Source organism: Shewanella sp. SACH (genome assembly GCF_001887095.2).
Lineage (GTDB): Bacteria > Pseudomonadota > Gammaproteobacteria > Enterobacterales > Shewanellaceae > Shewanella > Shewanella baltica.
This window is the reverse complement of sequence record NZ_MPDG02000001.1, coordinates 786,559-804,630: the sequence shown is the minus strand read 5'-3', so window position 1 is coordinate 804,630 and position 18,072 is coordinate 786,559. Positions and strand designations below refer to the sequence as shown.

Sequence of the window (18,072 nt, the reverse complement as noted above, 5' to 3'; positions counted from 1 at the left end):
CAATAAACAGATAAAACATCAAAAATAGTGTTTGGCAAATACCTAAATTGCTGGCACATTAAACCTCAATTGAGACATCCTCAAATGACAGACAGTGTGGGAGTTGTACTATGTGTTCAATCTTTTCGATTTTAGATATCCAATCTGATGCCAAAGAACTGCGCCAAGTCGCGCTAGAAATGTCTAAGCTAATGCGCCACCGTGGCCCTGACTGGTCAGGTATTTATGCCAGTGATAAGGCAATTCTTGCCCACGAACGTTTAGCAATTGTTGACATTGAACACGGTGCTCAGCCACTGCTGACCGAAGATGGCAGTTTGATCCTTGCGGTCAACGGCGAAATCTATAACCACAAAGAATTGAAAGCCCAGCTAGGCGATAAGTACAGCTATCAAACCAACTCTGACTGCGAAGTCATTCTGGCGCTGTATCAAGAATATGGCACTGACTTCCTTGATAAATTAAACGGTATCTTCGCCTTTGTGTTATATGACAAAGCCCAAGACAGATACCTTATCGGCCGCGATCACATGGGTATCATCCCGCTATACACAGGCCGTGACGCTGCGGGTAACTTCTATGTTGCCTCAGAAATGAAAGCCTTGATGCCAGTATGTAAAACCGTAGAAGAGTTCTTACCGGGCCAGTATCTGTATTCAAAAGATGGTGAAGCCGTTAAATACTATAGCCGCGATTGGCAAAGCTATGATGCGGTTAAAGATAACCCCGCCAGCCAAGAAGAATTGCGTGACGCATTAGAAGCAGCGGTTAAACGCCAATTGATGTCAGACGTGCCCTATGGTGTGTTGCTATCAGGCGGCTTAGATTCATCGATCATTTCCGCCGTGACGCAAACCTTTGCTAAACGACGCATTGAAGACGATGGCGAAACCAACGCTTGGTGGCCACAGTTGCATTCTTTTGCTGTCGGCCTTGAAGGTGCGCCAGATTTAATCGCCGCCAAAAAAGTCGCTGATGCCATTGGTACGATTCACCATGAGATACATTTCACCTTCCAAGAAGGCTTAGATGCGATTAAAGAAGTGATTTATCACTTAGAAACCTACGATGTCACCACCATACGTGCCGCGACACCTATGTATTTAATGGCACGTAAAATCAAAGCCATGGGCATTAAGATGGTGTTATCGGGTGAAGGTGCTGACGAGCTATTTGGCGGCTATTTATACTTCCATAAAGCGCCAAACGCACAGGCATTCCACGAGGAATTAGTCCGCAAACTCGATAAGCTGCATCTGTTCGATTGTCTGCGTGCCAACAAAGCTATGGCCGCTTGGGGATTAGAAGCTCGCGTGCCCTTCCTCGATAAAGAGTTTATGGATGTGGCGATGCGCATCAACCCTAAAGCGAAAATGTCTAAGGATGGCCGCATCGAGAAACACATTCTGCGCCAAGCCTTTGAGCATAAATTGCCAAAAGAAGTGGCATGGCGTCAAAAGGAACAATTCAGTGACGGCGTAGGCTACTCTTGGATTGACGGTTTGAAAGAACAAGCTGCAGCGCGGGTGGATGATTTACAATTGGCAAACGCGAAATTCCGTTTCCCATACAACACACCAGAAACCAAAGAAGCCTATTTCTATCGCTGCTTCTTTGAGGAACATTATCCATTGAGCGGCGCCGCTGAAACGGTTCCAGGTGGTAAATCCGTCGCCTGTTCAACGCCAGAAGCGCTGGCTTGGGACGAAAGCTTACGCGGCATTATCGACCCATCGGGCCGAGCAGTACGCTCTGTACACACCTCAAGTTATTAATAGCCTAACGTTAAAGTGCTCAGTTGATAAACTAAGTTAATACGCTAAATTAATAAGCTAAGTGAATCAGCTGGATTGATAAACTGGTTAAGATAGCCAACCACAAAAGCCACCCTAGGGTGGCTTTTGTATTTCGATGCTGTTTACTTTTATTGCTTACTCGTGCACATAATTGTGTCTTAACTCTAGAATTAAACTAGGCCGACAGCGCACTGAATGACTTGATTTGAGAGTGAGCTTGAATGTGGGTTTGAGTGTGAGCGTTGGTTTGCACTTGAGTTTGAAAATAAGCATGACTCTGCGTCAACGCCATCGGATCTAAGCTTAAAAACTGCTTTCCGGCACTCATGCCAGCATGGTAATCATGGCGTAAATCGGCATCGGTACTCCCCAGTAACTTACTCTGCAAATTTTCAGCGGCAAAAATCTGCACTATCTCCACATCCTCTGGCGGATTCGCCATAAAATCCAATTCATCCTGATAGGCTTGTTCGTGCTGCACTAGATAATCTATGGTTTTCGGGCAAAAGCCAGAAATACAAATCCAAGATTTAAGTTTATGCACCCAAGCCGATTGCGCCTGAAAATCCTCGCTCACAGTGCGGATCACCACAATTTTGCGGGCACCACGACGATAGGCCTCACGCACAGGTAAAGGCGCTGCTAAGCCGCCGTCGAGATAAAAATCACTGTCGATAGCTTCGCTCAATGCTGCGCTGTGATGCGACCCGCCATGATTAGCCTCGCCGTTATTACAGGCCTTGTCACTATTACAGGCATTATCATTTAGCCAAGGCGTGAGTTTCACACCTTGTTTATACAAAAATGGCAATGCGCTGGAGGCTTTAAGCAATTCGCGCCATTGGCTTTTACTGCTTGGACTTAAAAAATAACCCTTGCGATCACTGGCATTGGTAGTGGTGATCAGTAACTGCCGATCACCGAGTGAGGCTGTCGCCGCGTTAAGATCTAATTTAAACATCCCTTGTCGCGTCTGCTCAAAATACCAATCTAAATCGACCACATTGCCGCCGACTAACCCCCGACCGAGTCGATAGAAACGTTTATGCCGCGACAAACCGCGGATCAAACGTTTGGCATAACCCTTTTGACGGGCTAAAAAACTGCTGAGATTCTGTGAGCCTGCAGATGTACCAATAAATAAATCAAAGGGATCGAATCCGCCATCAAGCCAAGCATCGAGCACGCCCGCGGTAAAAATGCCACGCTGACCACCACCTTCTGCAATCAGGGCCACCTGTGGGCTAGCGTTAGATTGAGCGTCTTTGGAGGCTAAGTGGCTGACGGCGTGCATAGTAAAACCTTATCGAATAATTCATATAAGGCGAGTCTAAACAAGCTGAATGAGAAAGGATAACGGATAGAAGCTATCATCTTAATAGGAAAATACTATTAAGATAGTGTAAAAGCATTAGCCGGTGATGATAACGACAGCAAATACTGGCAGAAATCACGGCAGTGATGAGCAAGGTTAGCTTGTTCGTCATCCTTAACGAACAAGCTATTTTCACATCAATGCATTAAAACTTATGACTCAGTTCTAACGTGATATTACGCGGCTCACCGGGGAAATGGCCATTACGTTCGCTAAAACCACTGACGGCATATTCTTTGTCGAAGATATTTTTAAGATTTAAGCGAACTTGAGTTTGATCCCACTGAGTCGTCCAGCTCATGTCAAAAATCGTATGGGGCTTCACTATTTGACCATCGAGGCTGAACTGCTCGCCCACATAGTCCATACCAAAGGCAATCGCCGAATCGAGTGCATTGATATCGTAACGGGTCCATATCCCCGCTTGATGACGCGGCGCATTGGCAAAGTGCTTACTGTCGAAGGTGTTGGTTAAACTGCCGTTCGTCACCCCTTTAATCGTTTCGGTCTCGTTATAGGCATAGTTCGCCGTGACAGTCAGGTTATCGGTTAAATCCCCCACCAACGTCCATTCAACCCCTTGGCTACGCACTTCCCCTATATTGAACATTGCGGGAATACTCTCGTCATCACCAGTGTATAAAGGATTTGACTGAGCAACATTTTGTTTTTCAATTTGATACACCGCGAGCGTGGTCATAAATTGGCCATCAAGCCAATCATTTTTCATTCCAAGTTCAACTTGCTTACCCGTTTCAGGATCAAAAAATCCGTGAATTTTGATACTCTCTTGATTAGATAGTGATGCAGGTTTAAAGCTTTCTGAGTAATTCAAATAAAAGGACATTGAATCGATTGGACGATAATTAAGCCCAGCTCTTGGCGTTATCGCGTTATCGCTGAAGGAGAAACCAGTCTTTTTATCATAGTCATCAAACTGGCTGAAACGCAGACCTGCAATCAATGACCACTGTTCATTAAAGTGCAAGTGTTCCTGCACATATACACCATAGCGATTAGCGCGGGTGCCATCGGTATCTTTGTCTTGCAGCGTGTAACTACTAGGGTCAGTTTCACCATAATTAAGATCAAAAATATTCAGGTTGCCGACGCCCGTTTTATCCGTCGCCAGCTTGTAGCTGTATTCGGTTTCAACATAGTGATAATCACCACCGAACAGGAACTCATGTTCAAAACCTAAGGCATCGAATGCATAAACAAAATCATTGGTTAAACTGATTTCATCGTTGGCACGGGCTTGCACTCGATATTCACGCTTTATGGTGCCATCACCCATAATGGGCTTTTTATTGGCATCTAAGGTCGCCCAACCTCTCGATTCATGATATTGCTGCGTGGAATCATTATTCAGATAACGGATCTGAGTCTTGACCGAGAAATTATCGCTAAATTGATGATCGAGAATCGATTGCAGCACCACGGCATCCATCTTCTGGAAGTCACTCTTCTCATTGGCATTATAGGATGGCGCAACAAGGAAGTTACCGTCATTATCGACAGGCACGCCGCGCAGTCGATTGCCGCCTAAATCCTGCTTAATGATATCGAAGGTCGTGGTGAGCTTAGTATCATCACTGATTTCGTAGAGTAACCCACCCGCCACTTCAGCATTTTGACTATCGGCATTATTCCGAAAGCTATCTTCCTGCTGATAATAGGCGCCAAAGCGATAGGCGAGATTGTTGGTTAAGCCGCCAGTCAAATCCAGCGAGCCACCCATCATATCCTCGCTGCCAGTGCTCAATGTCAGTTCTTTACTCTCAACAAAAGTTGGTTTTTTAGTGACATAGTTGATCATGCCGCCGGGTTCACCGCCGCCATAAAGTGCCGATGCCGGGCCTTTTAACACTTCAACCCGCTGCACATTAAACAGTTGCGGCACAGAAAATCCCGAATAGGGATCGCCCCTTACCCCATCATAAAAGACGTTGGCATCGTCACGGAAACCGCGAAAGGTCACGCCAGAATAACTGAACTCACTCACGCCAGCGATTGAGCGGTATAAATCGGTAATATTGCGCGCTGCTTGGTCAACGATTAACTGCTCGGTCAGCACTTGCACCGACTGCGGCAATTCCATCACATTAATCGCCGTCTTAGTGCCAACCGTTGTTTCTTTATCGACGTACATTTGCATCGCGCGGCCATGAACGGCAATTCGCTCAGGTGCAGCCAATTTAACTTGCTCATAGGCTGCAGGCTCAGTCGATGCAGGACTTGCAACGGGTGAGCTTGTAGACAAGGTCTGCTGTGGAGCCTCTTTATCGAGTACAGTTTCAGCGGCGAATGCCGACTGATGTTGAGCGAGTGCAAGTGCAATTAATGAGTAGGCGAAACGAGTCTTCACAGAATGTCCCCAGCGCGAGCGCATAAAAATGGCATAAACCAAAGGGTTTACAAATGTATTCAAACGAATTGGCCGTCATTATAAAGAATGATTTACGAATAACAACGATTATCATTTGAATTTACATAAATGTGAAATCTGTTAGGTAAATCCCTAGCGTCAGCCCACATAATCCTTGTTGTGTTTGGTTATGACTAAAACGAAAAGAGCGTCAGTCGCACGGGCCTTAGATAGAAGTTTTAATGTGGGACAAGCAAGAGACTCACAGTATCGAGCTCAATACTGGCGTGGAACCTAAGAATGAAAACAAGTTAAAGATTTAAACTATACAAAAATAAAAACCAGCGACAGTGCGCTGGTTTTTGGCGGCTCTTGAGCTGTTCTTAAGCTGATTTGACTCAGCCTATAAGGTGAATGCTTAAAAGATTGCTTCATCCAATTGTGTGAGCAATTCACTCGCCTGCTCGATTTGTTTACGCAGACTGCGACCTTGCACCGCCCAGTAAGCCATGTAGAAATCAGCAGTTTTCAATTTAGCTTGGTAAAACGCGGTTTCTTCAGTGCCCTGCTCCAGCGCCGCTAATGCCACCGCGGCACTTCTGGCCCACATCCACGCCAGTGCCGTCACCCCAAATAACTCCAAATAAGCCATTGAAGCTGCGCCAATAATGTCAGGATTAGTCGCAGCATGGGTCGCTAAATAACCACTGGCCTTTTGCAAATCACCTGCACAATCCATTAAACCACTCACATAGGGTTGCATCGCCGCATTCGTGCTATGCGACTTAATGAACTCAGTCACTAAAGCCGACCATTGCTGCATCGCCGCGCCGCGGTCGCTAAGTAACTTACGCCCCACTAAATCCAGCGCCTGAATGCCGTTAGTACCTTCATAAATCAGCGCAATACGGCTATCACGCACAAATTGCTCCATGCCCCACTCATGGATATAACCATGTCCACCAAATACTTGTTGCGCATCGACACAGGCATTAAAACCACGGTTGGTGATAAAACCTTTCACAACGGGCGTAAACAGGGCCGCTAACTGGGATGCCGCTTTCGCTTTGGCAGGATCTGTATGGCGCTCAGCTTCATCGAGCCACAAAGCTTGTTGTCCAACTAAGGCTCTTGCGCCTTCATTAAAGGCTTTTTGCGAGAGCAACATGCGGCGCACATCGCCGTGAACCAAAATCGGATCGGCGGCTTTTTCGGGTGCTTTGGCACCGCTTAAGGCGCGGCTCTGTAATCTGTCTTTGGCATAGGCTAGCGCATTTTGATAGGCAATCTCAGAGACACCCAGCCCTTGCACGCCCACGCCTAAACGCGCTTGGTTCATCATAGTAAACATGGCGCGCAGTCCTTGGTGCGGCTCGCCAACAAGCTCGCCTAGCGCAGCTTCAAACACCATCACGCAGGTGGAGTTACCGTGAATGCCCATCTTATATTCAAGGCCACTGGCATATAAAGTGTTCGGCGCGCCTAGGCTACCATCGCTATTTACTAATACTTTAGGTACCGCAAACAGGGATATACCCTTCACGCCTTCAGGTGCATCCGGCAAGCGGGCTAAAACGAGATGCACTATGTTGTCGGTGAGTTGGTGATCGCCTGAGGAGATAAAAATCTTCTCGCCAGTGATAGCAAAAACACCTTCGGATACTGGCACGGCTTTGGTGCGTAATAAGGCTAAGTCCGTACCGGCGTGGGACTCGGTCAAATTCATGGTCCCAGTCCATTCCCCGCTGACCAGTTTACTCAAATATTTTTGCTTAAGCGCATCACTGCCGTGGGCATGAATGGCGGCGTAGGCGCCATGGGTCAAACCGGGATACATGGCAAAGGCCATGTTGGTTGCCGTTTGTATCTCAGTGGCAAAAATCCCCACGACTTTTGGCAGGCCTTGGCCGCCATATTCAGGATCGCAGGTCAGTGTTGGCCAGCCATTATCAACAAACTGCCGATAGGCATTATCAAATCCTTCGGGGGTAATCACCTTGCCATCTACCAACTTACAGCCTTGCAGATCGCCGACACTATTGAGCGGCAGCATGACTTCAGTACTAAAGTCGGCCATACCTTGCAGGATCGCATCAACAAGATCTGGATCGATTTCATCGAACCCCTTGAGGGCATCTTGCTGATAAATATGTAACATTTCATTGAGGATAAATTGATAGTCGCGCAGCGGCGCTTGATAGACTGGCATAATCGCTTCCCTTTTCTTGTTAGACTGCAACTCAACTAAGTGATCTGACCACTTTGGTGCTCTGACCACTTTAGCTAAATTTGCCGAAAAAGAAAGCACCCCAACGGCCAGCAAAGACTTTTGTTTACACAAACGAACAGCGAAACCGTAAATTGATCGCAACAAAGCCTTATGTTATCGCGGAAAACTTTGTAAGCTAACTGCCTGTTTTTCTGATATGCCAGCAGAGTTAAGGATATTGCTACTATGGGTTCTGTCACTACTAAAAAGCACGCCAACGGGCTCGATTATGTCGAAGTGAATACGGCGTTATGTCAGGCAAGAATTTTTTTGCAGGGCGCGCAAATAGACTATTTTCAACCCGTAGGAAAACCACCTTTACTGTGGGTTTCATCGGCGGACGATTATCAACCCGGTAATGGGATCCGTGGCGGTGTGCCTGTATGCTGGCCTTGGTTTGGCATGAGTAGTGAAGCAAACTTCCCCCAACACGGTTTCGCCCGCACCCGCATTTGGGCGCTGGAATCGGTAGAAATGCGTAATCAGTTAGTTGATTTACGTTTTAGCTTAAAGATCAGTGAGCAAGATAAAATTTATTGGCCGCATAACACTCAGGTCAGCGTGTTATTCACACTAGGCGACACCCTGAGTATCAGTCTTGTGAATACCAACTTAGGCGATGAAACCGTGACGCTTACCCAAGCGCTGCACACTTATTTCCCGATTGAGGATATCCACCAACTCAAAGCGAGCGGTTTTAGTGGCTCAAAATACATCGAATTTGCCGAGGGGCCTTATCCACAAACCACTGATGAAGTGCGCTTTGATCGCGAGACAGATCGTGTCTATACCGAACTCGGCCCTGTGCAATTATTGCATACGCCGCAGGGGATAATTGAAGTCAGCCGCGATAACAGCCAATCCGCCGTATTATGGAATCCATGGATTGAAAAGTCACAACGCCTTGGCCGGTTTAATCCAGAGGATTATCTGACCATGGTCTGCCTAGAAGCGGCCAATGTGTTAGAAGATAAAGTCGTGCTTGCCCCAGGTGAAACCCATAGTTTAGTGACGCATATTCGCTGGAAAGACTAACGATTTAATATCCTAGTTCTAAATATCTAGTCAAAAAACGATACAAACAAAAATGCCCAGTCCAATTTGCCAACGCAATCGGGACTGGGGATTTTTATCAGTGCGAAACCTGAGTGTTTATCACTACGAAAGCCAAGTTTTTATCACTTCGAAACCAGAGTGTTTATCACTACAAGACCTAAGTTTTTATAACGATGAAACTTAAGGTAAGGCTTATTTCGCCGATTTCTCTAGGCGCGCCAACAGGCTAGACGTATCCCAACGGTTACCGCCCATGCCCTGTACTTCTGAATAGAATTGATCGACTAACGCGGTTAATGGCAAGTGTGAACCATTGCGTCGAGCTTCTTCTAAGGCGATGCCTAAGTCTTTACGCATCCAATCGACGGCAAAACCAAAATCATAGCTTTGGCCCCACATCGTCTTGTAGCGATTTTCCATTTGCCAGCTTTGCGCCGCGCCTTTGCTAATCACTTCAATGACTTTCTCGCCATCGAGTCCTGCCTTGCGCGCAAACTGTAATGCTTCAGCTAAACCTTGCACCACACCCGCGATACAGATTTGGTTCACCATCTTAGTTAACTGACCTGCACCAACCTCACCTAAACGCTCGGCGCAGCGGGCAAAGGCTTCAATCACAGGTTTAACACGGGCAAACACAGCTTCATCGCCACCAACCATCACAGTCAAGGCGCCATTTTCAGCGCCCGCTTGACCGCCAGAGACTGGTGCATCGAGGAAATCAATGCCCTTTTCTGCTAACACTTGATGAAGCTCGCGGGCGACATCGGCCGAAGCCGTAGTATGATCAACCAGCACAGCGCCCTTTTCCATGCCATGGATAACGCCATCCCCCCCTAATACCACTTCACGCAGATCGTTATCATTGCCCACGCAAGTAAACACAATATCTTGACCCAGAGCCGCTTCCTTTGGCGTTGGGCAGCAGCGTCCGCCATTGGTGTCGACCCAAGTTTGCGCCTTGGCAAAAGTGCGATTGTAAACCGTGACCTCATGGCCTTTTTTCAATAAATGCCTCGCCATGGGATATCCCATTACGCCTAAACCAATAAATGCGACTTTTGCCATGAAGTGATCCTCAAATAGGTAAACAAGGTGAATCAAGTAGAAATTGCTGAATCGAGTTGTGTTGCATCTGCCCAATATGTTACCGCTAAAACCTCAACAACAAATACTAATAAAGTGCCAGTAAGTGTTTCAATCTATGGATTCAATTACGGATGTTTATTTAGGGAAATAGGCAGTGAAAAATAATGGCGGCAGTTTAGCACTCATCCTGCACAGCGTCAGATTGAAATCGGACCGACAGGCAAACGCACTTTTCGGCAGAGACAACAAAGGCGCCTTAAGCGCCTTTGTTGATTTAATTTATGGGGCTATTTCACCACGTGGGCTTCCATTTCGGCGCCAATCTTTTTACGCATTTCCATCAAGCGCAGCGCAGAATCGCGCAAATGAATATCATGTTCAGTCTGTGGTATCCACTCAGGCACTGGCGTAGGCTGACCATGTTCATCAACAGCTACCATGATCACAATACAGTGGGTAGTGAGATGACGTTCAGAGACTTTAGGATCGCCGGCCCGCACATCGATACCGATATGCATAGAAGTTTTCCCCGTATAAATCACCTTAGCGCTGACTTCGACTATGTTGCCCACTAAAATGGGTTGCACAAAACGAATCCCGCCCGCATAGGCAGTAATACAATATTTACCACTCCAACCCGCTGCACAGGCATAGGCCGCGAGATCGATCCACTTCATCACAGCGCCGCCGTGGACCTTACCACCAAAATTTACATCCGCAGGCTCTGACAAAAATCTCAGGGTACTTTGTCTATCGATACCAGCCATATAACCTCAACTTATTCAGCCACTGTGGCTCAATGTCTTCGTGCAATAAGCTGAGTTTACGATAGAAATCCCCAATAGCGTAAAGATAATTACGATTGGCCTCGCCAAAGAATTTGATTTAACCAAAGTGACTAATAAGCACGCAGCAAAGCAGTAAACTCGGCAGGGCTAAGCGGTAAAGCCATAGCTGTAGCGCGCTGCTGACAAATCGTGTGCCCTTCGCAAAAGTGTACACACCTAAGCCAAGTGTAAAGAAACCCAGCACTTCAAGACCCGAGGACATATTGCTGTCGCCACCGACATTAATCGCCGTCACCAATAAGGCAAACCAGACGACCACGTAAGCAGCTATTGCTAAGGTAAAAGTCTTGATCCCTATGTCCATGTTAGGATGCCAAACTTTAAATTCACCGCGGATCAATTCGGTCAGATTGGCCGTTAATGCGCCGATGAGGGGGACAAGCGGGATCACCGCAGGGTTTAACATGACACACTCCATCAAGATTAAATATATCTGTCATTATCTGTGGCCAATAGAATTAAACAAGCTTGATGAACAAAGGTTAACGTCATGGATATCAGGTAGTTAGAAAGTGATTTTTATCACAATAAAGGCGTAAAATAATGCTACTCAATTCACAATCTCAATGGATTTTATCCATAAAAAATGCGCCCTCAGGCGCATTTTTTCACTGTTTTTTTACACTATCAATGTGTGTTTTACACTTTCTTAAACAGTAATGAACCGTTAGTCCCACCAAAGCCGAAGGAATTACATAGAGCGTAATCCATCTTCACGTCACGGGCAGTGTGGGCGACAAAGTCTAAATCACAACCTTCATCGGGATTATCCAAGTTGATTGTTGGCGGTACGGCTTGGTCGCGCAGTGCTAGTAAGGTGAAAATCGCTTCAACTGCACCTGCAGCACCTAAGAGGTGACCCGTCATCGATTTAGTCGAGCTAACCAGTACTTTATAGGCGTGATCGCCAAATACAGACTTCACCGCTGCCGCTTCTGCTTTATCACCCGCAGGCGTCGACGTACCGTGGGCATTGATATAACCAATTTGCTCCAGTGATAACTTAGCGTCATTAATGGCATTGACCATAGCCGCAGCAGCGCCAGCACCGTCGCTTGGAGGCGATGTCATGTGGAAAGCATCACCGCTCATACCAAAACCGACTAACTCGCCGTAAATGGTCGCACCGCGCGCTTTAGCGTGTTCGTACTCTTCCATCACCATCACACCTGCGCCATCACCGATAACAAAACCATCACGGTCTTTATCCCATGGACGACTTGCCGCAGTCGGATCGTCATTGCGGGTCGATAATGCTTTCGCAGCACCAAAACCTGCCACGCCTAAAGGAGAAGTGACATCCTCAGCACCGCCTGCAACCATCACGTCGGCATCGCCATAGGCAATGGTACGCGCTGCAAAACCGATATTGTGCACGCCCGTAGTACAAGCAGTCGTCACAGCAAAGTTGGGCCCTTTCATGCCAAACATGATCGACAAGTGACCCGAAATCATATTGATAATGGTACTAGGAACGAAGAAAGGAGAAACCTTACGCGGACCGCCGTTGATCAGTGCGCTGTGGTTTTGTTCAATCAACCACATACCGCCCATACCAGCACCAATAGCAGTACCGACACGACCAGGGTTTTCTTTGCTCATGTCCAGACCTGAGTCTTGGATAGCTTGAATGCCAGCCGCCATACCATATTGAATAAAGAGGTCCATCTTACGGGCATCTTTTTTCGTTAAGTATTGCTCAACATCGAAATCTTTTACTGAACCACTGAAACGAGTGGTAAATTCACTGGCATCAAATTTGGTTATCGGTGCAATACCACTCTTACCAGAAAGCAAAGCCTTCCAAGTAGTATCGACAGTATTGCCCACTGGAGTTACTAACCCCAAACCGGTTACCACTACACGACGTTTAGACACGGCAGTCACCTTTAAATGCTAAATTTGTTAGTTCTGATAGATAAAACAAGGTTTTCTATCATTAGACAATTTCTTAAATAACGTTTATTTAGAAAAATTCGCCAATCTGCGGCGAGCATCTCGTGGATAACAATTAAAACAGGATCCAGAGACGATTGAATGGCACGGGGGCAGAATTTGACGGGGGTAAAACAAAAACAGGCGGCAAAAATGCCGCCTGTCTTCAAGAATTCAGAATTACTGATTCTTAGAAACGTAGTCGATCGCTGCTTGAACAGTAGTGATCTTTTCAGCTTCTTCATCAGGGATCTCGGTATCAAACTCTTCTTCCAGAGCCATAACCAACTCAACAGTGTCCAGAGAATCTGCACCCAGATCGTCAACGAAAGATGCCGCTGGCTTAACGTCTTCTTCTTTAACGCCCAGTTGCTCTACAATGATTTTCTTTACACGTTCTTCGATGTTGCTCATTAGTTTTCTTTCCTATTCAAATTACGCACTTGCGTAAGATTGCGAGTAGTTTATTAGATTTGGCTGACAATGCAAGCTTAGTTTTCGTGGTCTAACCACGAAATTTCACTATCAATTGATACAGATCACTACTCAGTTGCGACAGAAATCCCTGCCATTCGCCCTTAAACCATGTACATGCCGCCATTCACATGCAAAGTTTCGCCTGTGATGTAAGCGGCTGAGTCCGAGGCCAAGAAGAGCACTGCATTGGCAATTTCTTGCGCTTGCCCTAATCGTTCCATCGGAACCTGTGACATGATAGCTTTTTGCTGCTCTTCGGTCAGCTCATCTGTCATATCGGTCTGGATAAATCCAGGAGCGATAGCATTAACTGTAATTTGACGAGATGCAACCTCTCTTGCAAGAGATTTTGTAAATCCAATCAAACCCGCCTTTGCTGCCGAGTAGTTAACTTGACCTGCATTACCCATGGTACCTACTACTGAACCGATATTGATGATTCTGCCAAAGCGCTTTTTCATCATGGTACGCATCACAGGTTTTGATAGTCTAAATAACGATGTCAGGTTAGTGTCGATAATATCCTGCCATTCATCATCTTTCATCCGCATCAGCAGATTATCACGGGTTATACCCGCGTTGTTGACTAGAATATCAACATCACCGGCTTTTTCTTTGATCGAGGCGAATAAATGTGTAACAGATTCACTATCTGTGACATTAAGCACTAAACCAAAACCTTTGTCACCCAGATATTCTTGGATCGCCGCAGCGCCCTTCTCACTGGTTGCGGTTCCAATAACAACGGCACCGGCTTCGACCAGTGTCTCAGCGATCGCACGGCCAATACCGCGGCTCGCACCGGTCACCAAAGCCACTTTGCCTGTTAAATTCAGGTTGAAACTCATACAAACTCCTTACTCAGTTAATGCTGCTAATGAAGCAACATCATTAACCGCTTGGGCTGATAGTGATTTATTAATTCGTTTTGCTAATCCTGTCAATACTTTACCAGGACCACATTCCACCAGTTGGGTAATGCCTTTTTGGGCCATTAGCTCAACAGTTTCGCTCCAGCGGACAGGACAATATAACTGACGTACTAATGCATCTTTAATGTCATCAGCAGACGTTGGTGATGCCACATCAACGTTGTTAATCACAGTAATCGTTGGGGCATTAAACTGTACATCGTTTAATGCCACGGCCAGTTTATCCGCCGCTGGTTTCATTAATGCGCAGTGTGATGGCACGCTGACAGGTAAAGCAACTGCCATTTTAGCGCCCGCTGCTTTACACGCCGCAGCTGCACGCTCAACCGCGTCTTTTTGACCCGCGATAACGACTTGACCAGGGCTGTTGAAGTTAACTGGGCTCACCACGTCGCCTTGAGCCGCTTCGGCGCAAGCATTCGCGATACCCTCGTTATCTAAACCGATAATGGCATACATGGCGCCTGTGCCAGCAGGAACCGCTTGCTGCATCAGTTGACCGCGTAACTCCACCAACTTAATCGCGTCTTTAAAATCCATGACTCCGGCGCACACTAAAGCAGAATACTCGCCTAAGCTGTGACCTGCCACCATGGCTGGCATAGGTTTGCCTGAAGCCACATAGGCACGCCAAATCGCCACGCTCGCCGCTAATAGGGCTGGTTGGGTTTTATCGGTTTCATTTAAGCTTTCAACAGGACCTTGCTGAACCAATGCCCACAAATCATAACCTAAGACGTCACTCGCTTCGGCAAAGGTTTGCCCGACAACGGCGTGTGATTCGGCAAGCTCGGCTAACATGCCTAGGGCTTGTGAACCTTGGCCTGGAAATACAAAAGCAACATTTTCCATATTCAAATTACCTATGGCTAACTTAATTTATTGAAAAATCATGTGGAAAACACATGTAGAACTTAGAAGCGAATGAGCGCACTGCCCCACGCAAAACCGGCACCGAAGGCCTCAAGCAGCAGTAGTTGTCCACGCTGAATGCGGCCATCACGCACGGCTTCATCTAATGCGATGGGCACAGATGCAGCTGAGGTATTACCGTGTTTAGCTAAGGTCAATACGACTTTATCGAGACTCATATCGAGCTTTTTGGCGGTAGCATTGATAATACGGAAGTTAGCTTGATGTGGCACTAACCAATCAATTTCTGACTTATCGATATTGTTGATGCGCAGCGTCTCAGTCACAACATGGGACAATTGAGTCACTGCCACTTTAAAGACATCGTTACCTTTCATGGTCATAAAACCGACCGCTTCAGAGGTTTCGCCTTGGCGTGGTGGGAAAGCGCATTTCAATAAGTCGCCTTGGCGACCATCGGCATAAATGTGGGTAGAAATGATCCCTGGCGTTTCAGATGCACCAATCACAACGGCGCCCGCACCATCACCAAATAAAATAATCGTTGAACGATCTTCTGGCTCACATAGGCGAGACAGCACATCGGCACCAATCACTAAGACTTTTTTAGCCGCGCCCGTTTTTACAAATTGATCAGCAACAGATAAAGCATAAACAAAGCCTGAACAAGCCGCAGCGATGTCAAATGATGGAATGGTATGCACGCCAAGCATGGCTTGGATTTCACAGGCCGCAGCCGGAAAAGCATTTGGTGCACTGGTGGTGCCGCAAACGATCATGTCTAAATCTGATGCTTCTATGCCAGCCATTTCCAGCGCTTTGAGTGCCGCTTGGTAGCCCATAGTTGAAACGGTTTCATCGAAGGCCGCAATGCGACGTTCTGATATACCTGTACGTTCAACAATCCATTGGTCAGTGGTTTCCACCATTTTTTCCAAATCTTGATTGCTACGCACCTGCACTGGCAGATAACTACCAGTTCCGAGAATTTTTGTATGCATAAGGAGGGATCAGTTATTTATATCTATAATAATTGATTTACTTTACATGCTGTTGAACTTGCTATTAATTTCAACTTAAGCCATGTCGATAAATCTTGATTTTGTACGCTGTTTTGTACACATCTAAAAGTTAGCCAGATTTGTACGCACTAATGTTTATCGCCGCAAAGTAACATAAAAAAACTGCTGACAATAGAATTTATACCGCAAAACTGGTCTGCTTTGCTATGCAGTCTTATCGCAAAGTTACATTAAGAATCAGACAACATCACATTAATTGAAGTGATATTTTCATGAGCAAAGAGTAATTGTGACTTAAGTCAGAAATAATCATCTTCATGTATGTAAGGGATTGGTGAGTTAACTGAAGATTCGCCCCAGTAACCAAATGCACTCCCCCCAACAGGCATGCTGCCAGCTCCTTTGGTCAACACTCCGCAAGTAAAAGTCCCATCTGACTTAAGCCAAATTCCGACAGGGAATGGAGTGAAACTTAGCTTTGCTGCTCCAATCAATCTAGCCTGATACATCGGTTTTTTTGTGGCGAAGTTTGGGAATTGCTGCGGATTTGAATCACCGATCGCATGCCAGCCAGCTGAGCCTGGTGGATTTGCTAATGGCGTAGGTGAGATGAGATTGCCTCTTGGCATTTCTGGTGGGTTCGCTGAACTGAATGCCACGCCGCCATCGTCACCATAAAACGCTAAACCCCAGCTTGGAAGAGTTTGCAAGGGTGAACCAAAGGCGATAATTTTAACTGTGCCAGATCTTGGCGGTTCGTCATTATACGTCGAGCCAACATTATACAAACCTCCTGCTCTTAAACACTTAACGCGCCAATATCCGCCACTTGAATAAACGTAAGATGCCATGGCGTTGTAACCAGTATCGCTGACATAAACACTTGGAGGCGGTTCTGTTGATGCAATCGCGGTTGAAACATCTATTTCTCTATCTGCATTGGTAATTGTGTATTTAAATCTTTCTACGTTTAAACGGTTAGCATTTGATAAGGCCACCGCGACACCGCCGTCATCAAATAAGATCCCGTAGTTATCTGGAACATTGGCAACAGGGTAATACGCATAAACATTAAATTTTACGACCGAGTTATTTAGCGGGGAGTCTGCGCCACCGTACCAAAGGCTTTGTGATAGCGTTACCCTTCCACCGTCGCACTTACTGCTAACTATGTAACCCGTGTAAACAGTGCTACCAAAGCTAACATAAGAGGTGTGCCTGACAGCAGCGCCAGCAGGCTGAATAAAAAGCCTGCAGCCATTTGGTATGACAAAGTCTTGTACAACATCTGCGGCAGATAGATATTTTACTGTAAACTCAATTGTTCCTTTAAATGCCATTGGATACCATCCGCTGGTGATATCTATGGTTCTATCTTGAGCGTAAAGCGCTAATCCATAACTCATATAAGTTTGCCAAGTCTGATTTTAAGTGTGCCAGCTGCGTCATAGACATCGATTCTTTCATTGGTAATTCTCATTCGTCCTTGTCCAGCTTGATAACCATTTATCTCAAAAAGCCCATTTTTATCAAGCTTCCAGCCAATCGAGTTTGCAACATAGTTTGTTGATTGGATATAACTGCCGATCTTTGCGTTTGTGATAGTTCCATCACCGATAATTGCAGTGTTGATAAACACTTGACTACCCTGCACTGCAAATGGCGTGGTGATGGTTGATGTACCAGCTATTTGGTTAATGATTGCGAACCGATCAGCAGTAAACAGCACTTGCGATTGCATGCCTTCTGGCGTGTTCTCAACGCCGATTGCCATACCCGCACCGTAATACTTACCATCTGCGGTGACACCTACTTTTACCGAGTACATGGCTTGCAGCTTGCCATCTAACGCTGCAAGAGCAGTTGATGTTTGCTGTACTGCAGCTGATGCGCCGTTTGCAGTTGCCTGAACAGTGGTGATCTGTGTTGCTAATGCGCTATCGGCATTGGCTCGCGCTGTTTGCTCGGTTTGAATCGCTGCAGCGTTTTGGGTAACACCTTGTTGGGCTGCGTTCGCGGCGGCTTGGGCAGC

The 18,072-nt window shown here is 46.4% G+C and carries 15 protein-coding genes; 2 read left to right on the top strand and 13 right to left on the bottom strand.

Features of this window, described 5'->3' with window-relative positions; all coding sequences use genetic code 11:
* Positions 1-110: 110 nt before the first annotated feature.
* Positions 111-1,775 (top strand): asparagine synthase B, encoded by a 1,665-nt coding sequence (gene asnB, locus BM607_RS03525; RefSeq protein ID WP_071938873.1) that lies wholly within the window; start codon positions 111-113, stop codon positions 1,773-1,775.
* Between the two features lie 196 nt (positions 1,776-1,971).
* On the opposite strand, the gene BM607_RS03520 is transcribed toward asnB, so the two are convergent.
* The 3 genes from BM607_RS03520 to BM607_RS03510 form a co-directional block, all read right to left on the bottom strand.
* The gene (locus BM607_RS03520; protein WP_071938874.1) at positions 1,972-3,090 is read right to left on the bottom strand and encodes a patatin family protein; all 1,119 of its coding nucleotides are present in this window, start codon (positions 3,088-3,090) and stop codon (positions 1,972-1,974) included.
* A 226-nt stretch (positions 3,091-3,316) separates the two neighbouring features.
* Entirely contained in the window at positions 3,317-5,563 is a 2,247-nt protein-coding gene (locus tag BM607_RS03515) for a TonB-dependent receptor (protein WP_071938875.1), read from the bottom strand.
* A gap of 394 nt (positions 5,564-5,957) precedes the next feature.
* A complete protein-coding gene (locus tag BM607_RS03510; protein WP_071938876.1) occupies positions 5,958-7,748 on the bottom strand; it encodes an acyl-CoA dehydrogenase C-terminal domain-containing protein in 1,791 nt (596 codons plus the stop codon).
* A 246-nt stretch (positions 7,749-7,994) separates the two neighbouring features.
* Here BM607_RS03510 and BM607_RS03505 point away from each other — a divergent pair, with 246 nt between their 5' ends.
* Entirely contained in the window at positions 7,995-8,843 is an 849-nt protein-coding gene (locus tag BM607_RS03505; RefSeq protein WP_006087462.1) for a D-hexose-6-phosphate mutarotase, read from the top strand.
* A 213-nt stretch (positions 8,844-9,056) separates the two neighbouring features.
* Here BM607_RS03505 and BM607_RS03500 read toward each other — a convergent pair whose 3' ends face one another.
* The 10 genes from BM607_RS03500 to BM607_RS22050 all read right to left on the bottom strand — a co-directional run bounded on the left by BM607_RS03500 (position 9,057) and on the right by BM607_RS22050 (position 17,961).
* Complete coding sequence (locus tag BM607_RS03500; protein WP_006087463.1) at positions 9,057-9,932, bottom strand: NAD(P)-dependent oxidoreductase; 876 nt, start codon at positions 9,930-9,932, stop codon at positions 9,057-9,059.
* A 308-nt stretch (positions 9,933-10,240) separates the two neighbouring features.
* Positions 10,241-10,720: an acyl-CoA thioesterase gene (locus BM607_RS03495; protein WP_006087464.1), complete on the bottom strand. Its 480-nt coding sequence runs from the start codon at positions 10,718-10,720 to the stop codon at positions 10,241-10,243.
* 118 nt (positions 10,721-10,838) lie between these two features.
* On the bottom strand, positions 10,839-11,207 hold the full coding sequence (locus tag BM607_RS03490) for a hypothetical protein (RefSeq protein WP_071938877.1): 369 nt from the start codon (positions 11,205-11,207) through the stop codon (positions 10,839-10,841).
* Between the two features lie 233 nt (positions 11,208-11,440).
* Positions 11,441-12,679, bottom strand: coding sequence for a beta-ketoacyl-ACP synthase II (gene fabF / locus BM607_RS03485; protein ID WP_011846537.1), 1,239 nt, complete (start codon positions 12,677-12,679; stop codon positions 11,441-11,443).
* Between the two features lie 237 nt (positions 12,680-12,916).
* A complete protein-coding gene (acpP, locus tag BM607_RS03480) occupies positions 12,917-13,150 on the bottom strand; it encodes an acyl carrier protein (protein ID WP_006081231.1) in 234 nt (77 codons plus the stop codon).
* A 164-nt stretch (positions 13,151-13,314) separates the two neighbouring features.
* Entirely contained in the window at positions 13,315-14,061 is a 747-nt protein-coding gene (gene fabG, locus BM607_RS03475; RefSeq protein WP_006081230.1) for a 3-oxoacyl-ACP reductase FabG, read from the bottom strand.
* Positions 14,062-14,070: 9 nt separating this feature from the next.
* Positions 14,071-14,997, bottom strand: a complete 927-nt coding sequence (gene fabD / locus BM607_RS03470; protein ID WP_071938878.1) for an ACP S-malonyltransferase — start codon at positions 14,995-14,997, stop codon at positions 14,071-14,073.
* Between the two features lie 62 nt (positions 14,998-15,059).
* The gene (locus BM607_RS03465) at positions 15,060-16,019 is read right to left on the bottom strand and encodes a beta-ketoacyl-ACP synthase III (protein WP_071938879.1); all 960 of its coding nucleotides are present in this window, start codon (positions 16,017-16,019) and stop codon (positions 15,060-15,062) included.
* 320 nt (positions 16,020-16,339) lie between these two features.
* A complete protein-coding gene (locus BM607_RS03460; RefSeq protein ID WP_071938880.1) occupies positions 16,340-17,446 on the bottom strand; it encodes a hypothetical protein in 1,107 nt (368 codons plus the stop codon).
* A complete protein-coding gene (locus BM607_RS22050) occupies positions 17,443-17,961 on the bottom strand; it encodes a DUF1983 domain-containing protein (RefSeq protein WP_283160775.1) in 519 nt (172 codons plus the stop codon). Before BM607_RS22050 ends, BM607_RS03460 begins: the two co-directional genes overlap by 4 nt.
* Positions 17,962-18,072 lie beyond the last annotated feature (111 nt).

Coding starts and splice junctions, on each gene's coding strand:
- BM607_RS03520 (WP_071938874.1), bottom strand. CDS start 3,090: ATGCACGCCGTCAGCCACTTAGCCTCCAAAGACGCTCAATCTAACGCT.
- BM607_RS03460 (WP_071938880.1), bottom strand. CDS start 17,446: ATGAGTTATGGATTAGCGCTTTACGCTCAAGATAGAACCATAGATATC.
- BM607_RS03465 (WP_071938879.1), bottom strand. CDS start 16,019: ATGCATACAAAAATTCTCGGAACTGGTAGTTATCTGCCAGTGCAGGTG.
- BM607_RS03515 (WP_071938875.1), bottom strand. CDS start 5,563: ATGCGCTCGCGCTGGGGACATTCTGTGAAGACTCGTTTCGCCTACTCA.
- BM607_RS03500 (WP_006087463.1), bottom strand. CDS start 9,932: ATGGCAAAAGTCGCATTTATTGGTTTAGGCGTAATGGGATATCCCATG.
- BM607_RS03510 (WP_071938876.1), bottom strand. CDS start 7,748: ATGCCAGTCTATCAAGCGCCGCTGCGCGACTATCAATTTATCCTCAAT.
- acpP (WP_006081231.1), bottom strand. CDS start 13,150: ATGAGCAACATCGAAGAACGTGTAAAGAAAATCATTGTAGAGCAACTG.
- fabG (WP_006081230.1), bottom strand. CDS start 14,061: ATGAGTTTCAACCTGAATTTAACAGGCAAAGTGGCTTTGGTGACCGGT.
- BM607_RS03490 (WP_071938877.1), bottom strand. CDS start 11,207: ATGTTAAACCCTGCGGTGATCCCGCTTGTCCCCCTCATCGGCGCATTA.
- BM607_RS03495 (WP_006087464.1), bottom strand. CDS start 10,720: ATGGCTGGTATCGATAGACAAAGTACCCTGAGATTTTTGTCAGAGCCT.
- fabD (WP_071938878.1), bottom strand. CDS start 14,997: ATGGAAAATGTTGCTTTTGTATTTCCAGGCCAAGGTTCACAAGCCCTA.
- asnB (WP_071938873.1), top strand. CDS start 111: ATGTGTTCAATCTTTTCGATTTTAGATATCCAATCTGATGCCAAAGAA.
- BM607_RS03505 (WP_006087462.1), top strand. CDS start 7,995: ATGGGTTCTGTCACTACTAAAAAGCACGCCAACGGGCTCGATTATGTC.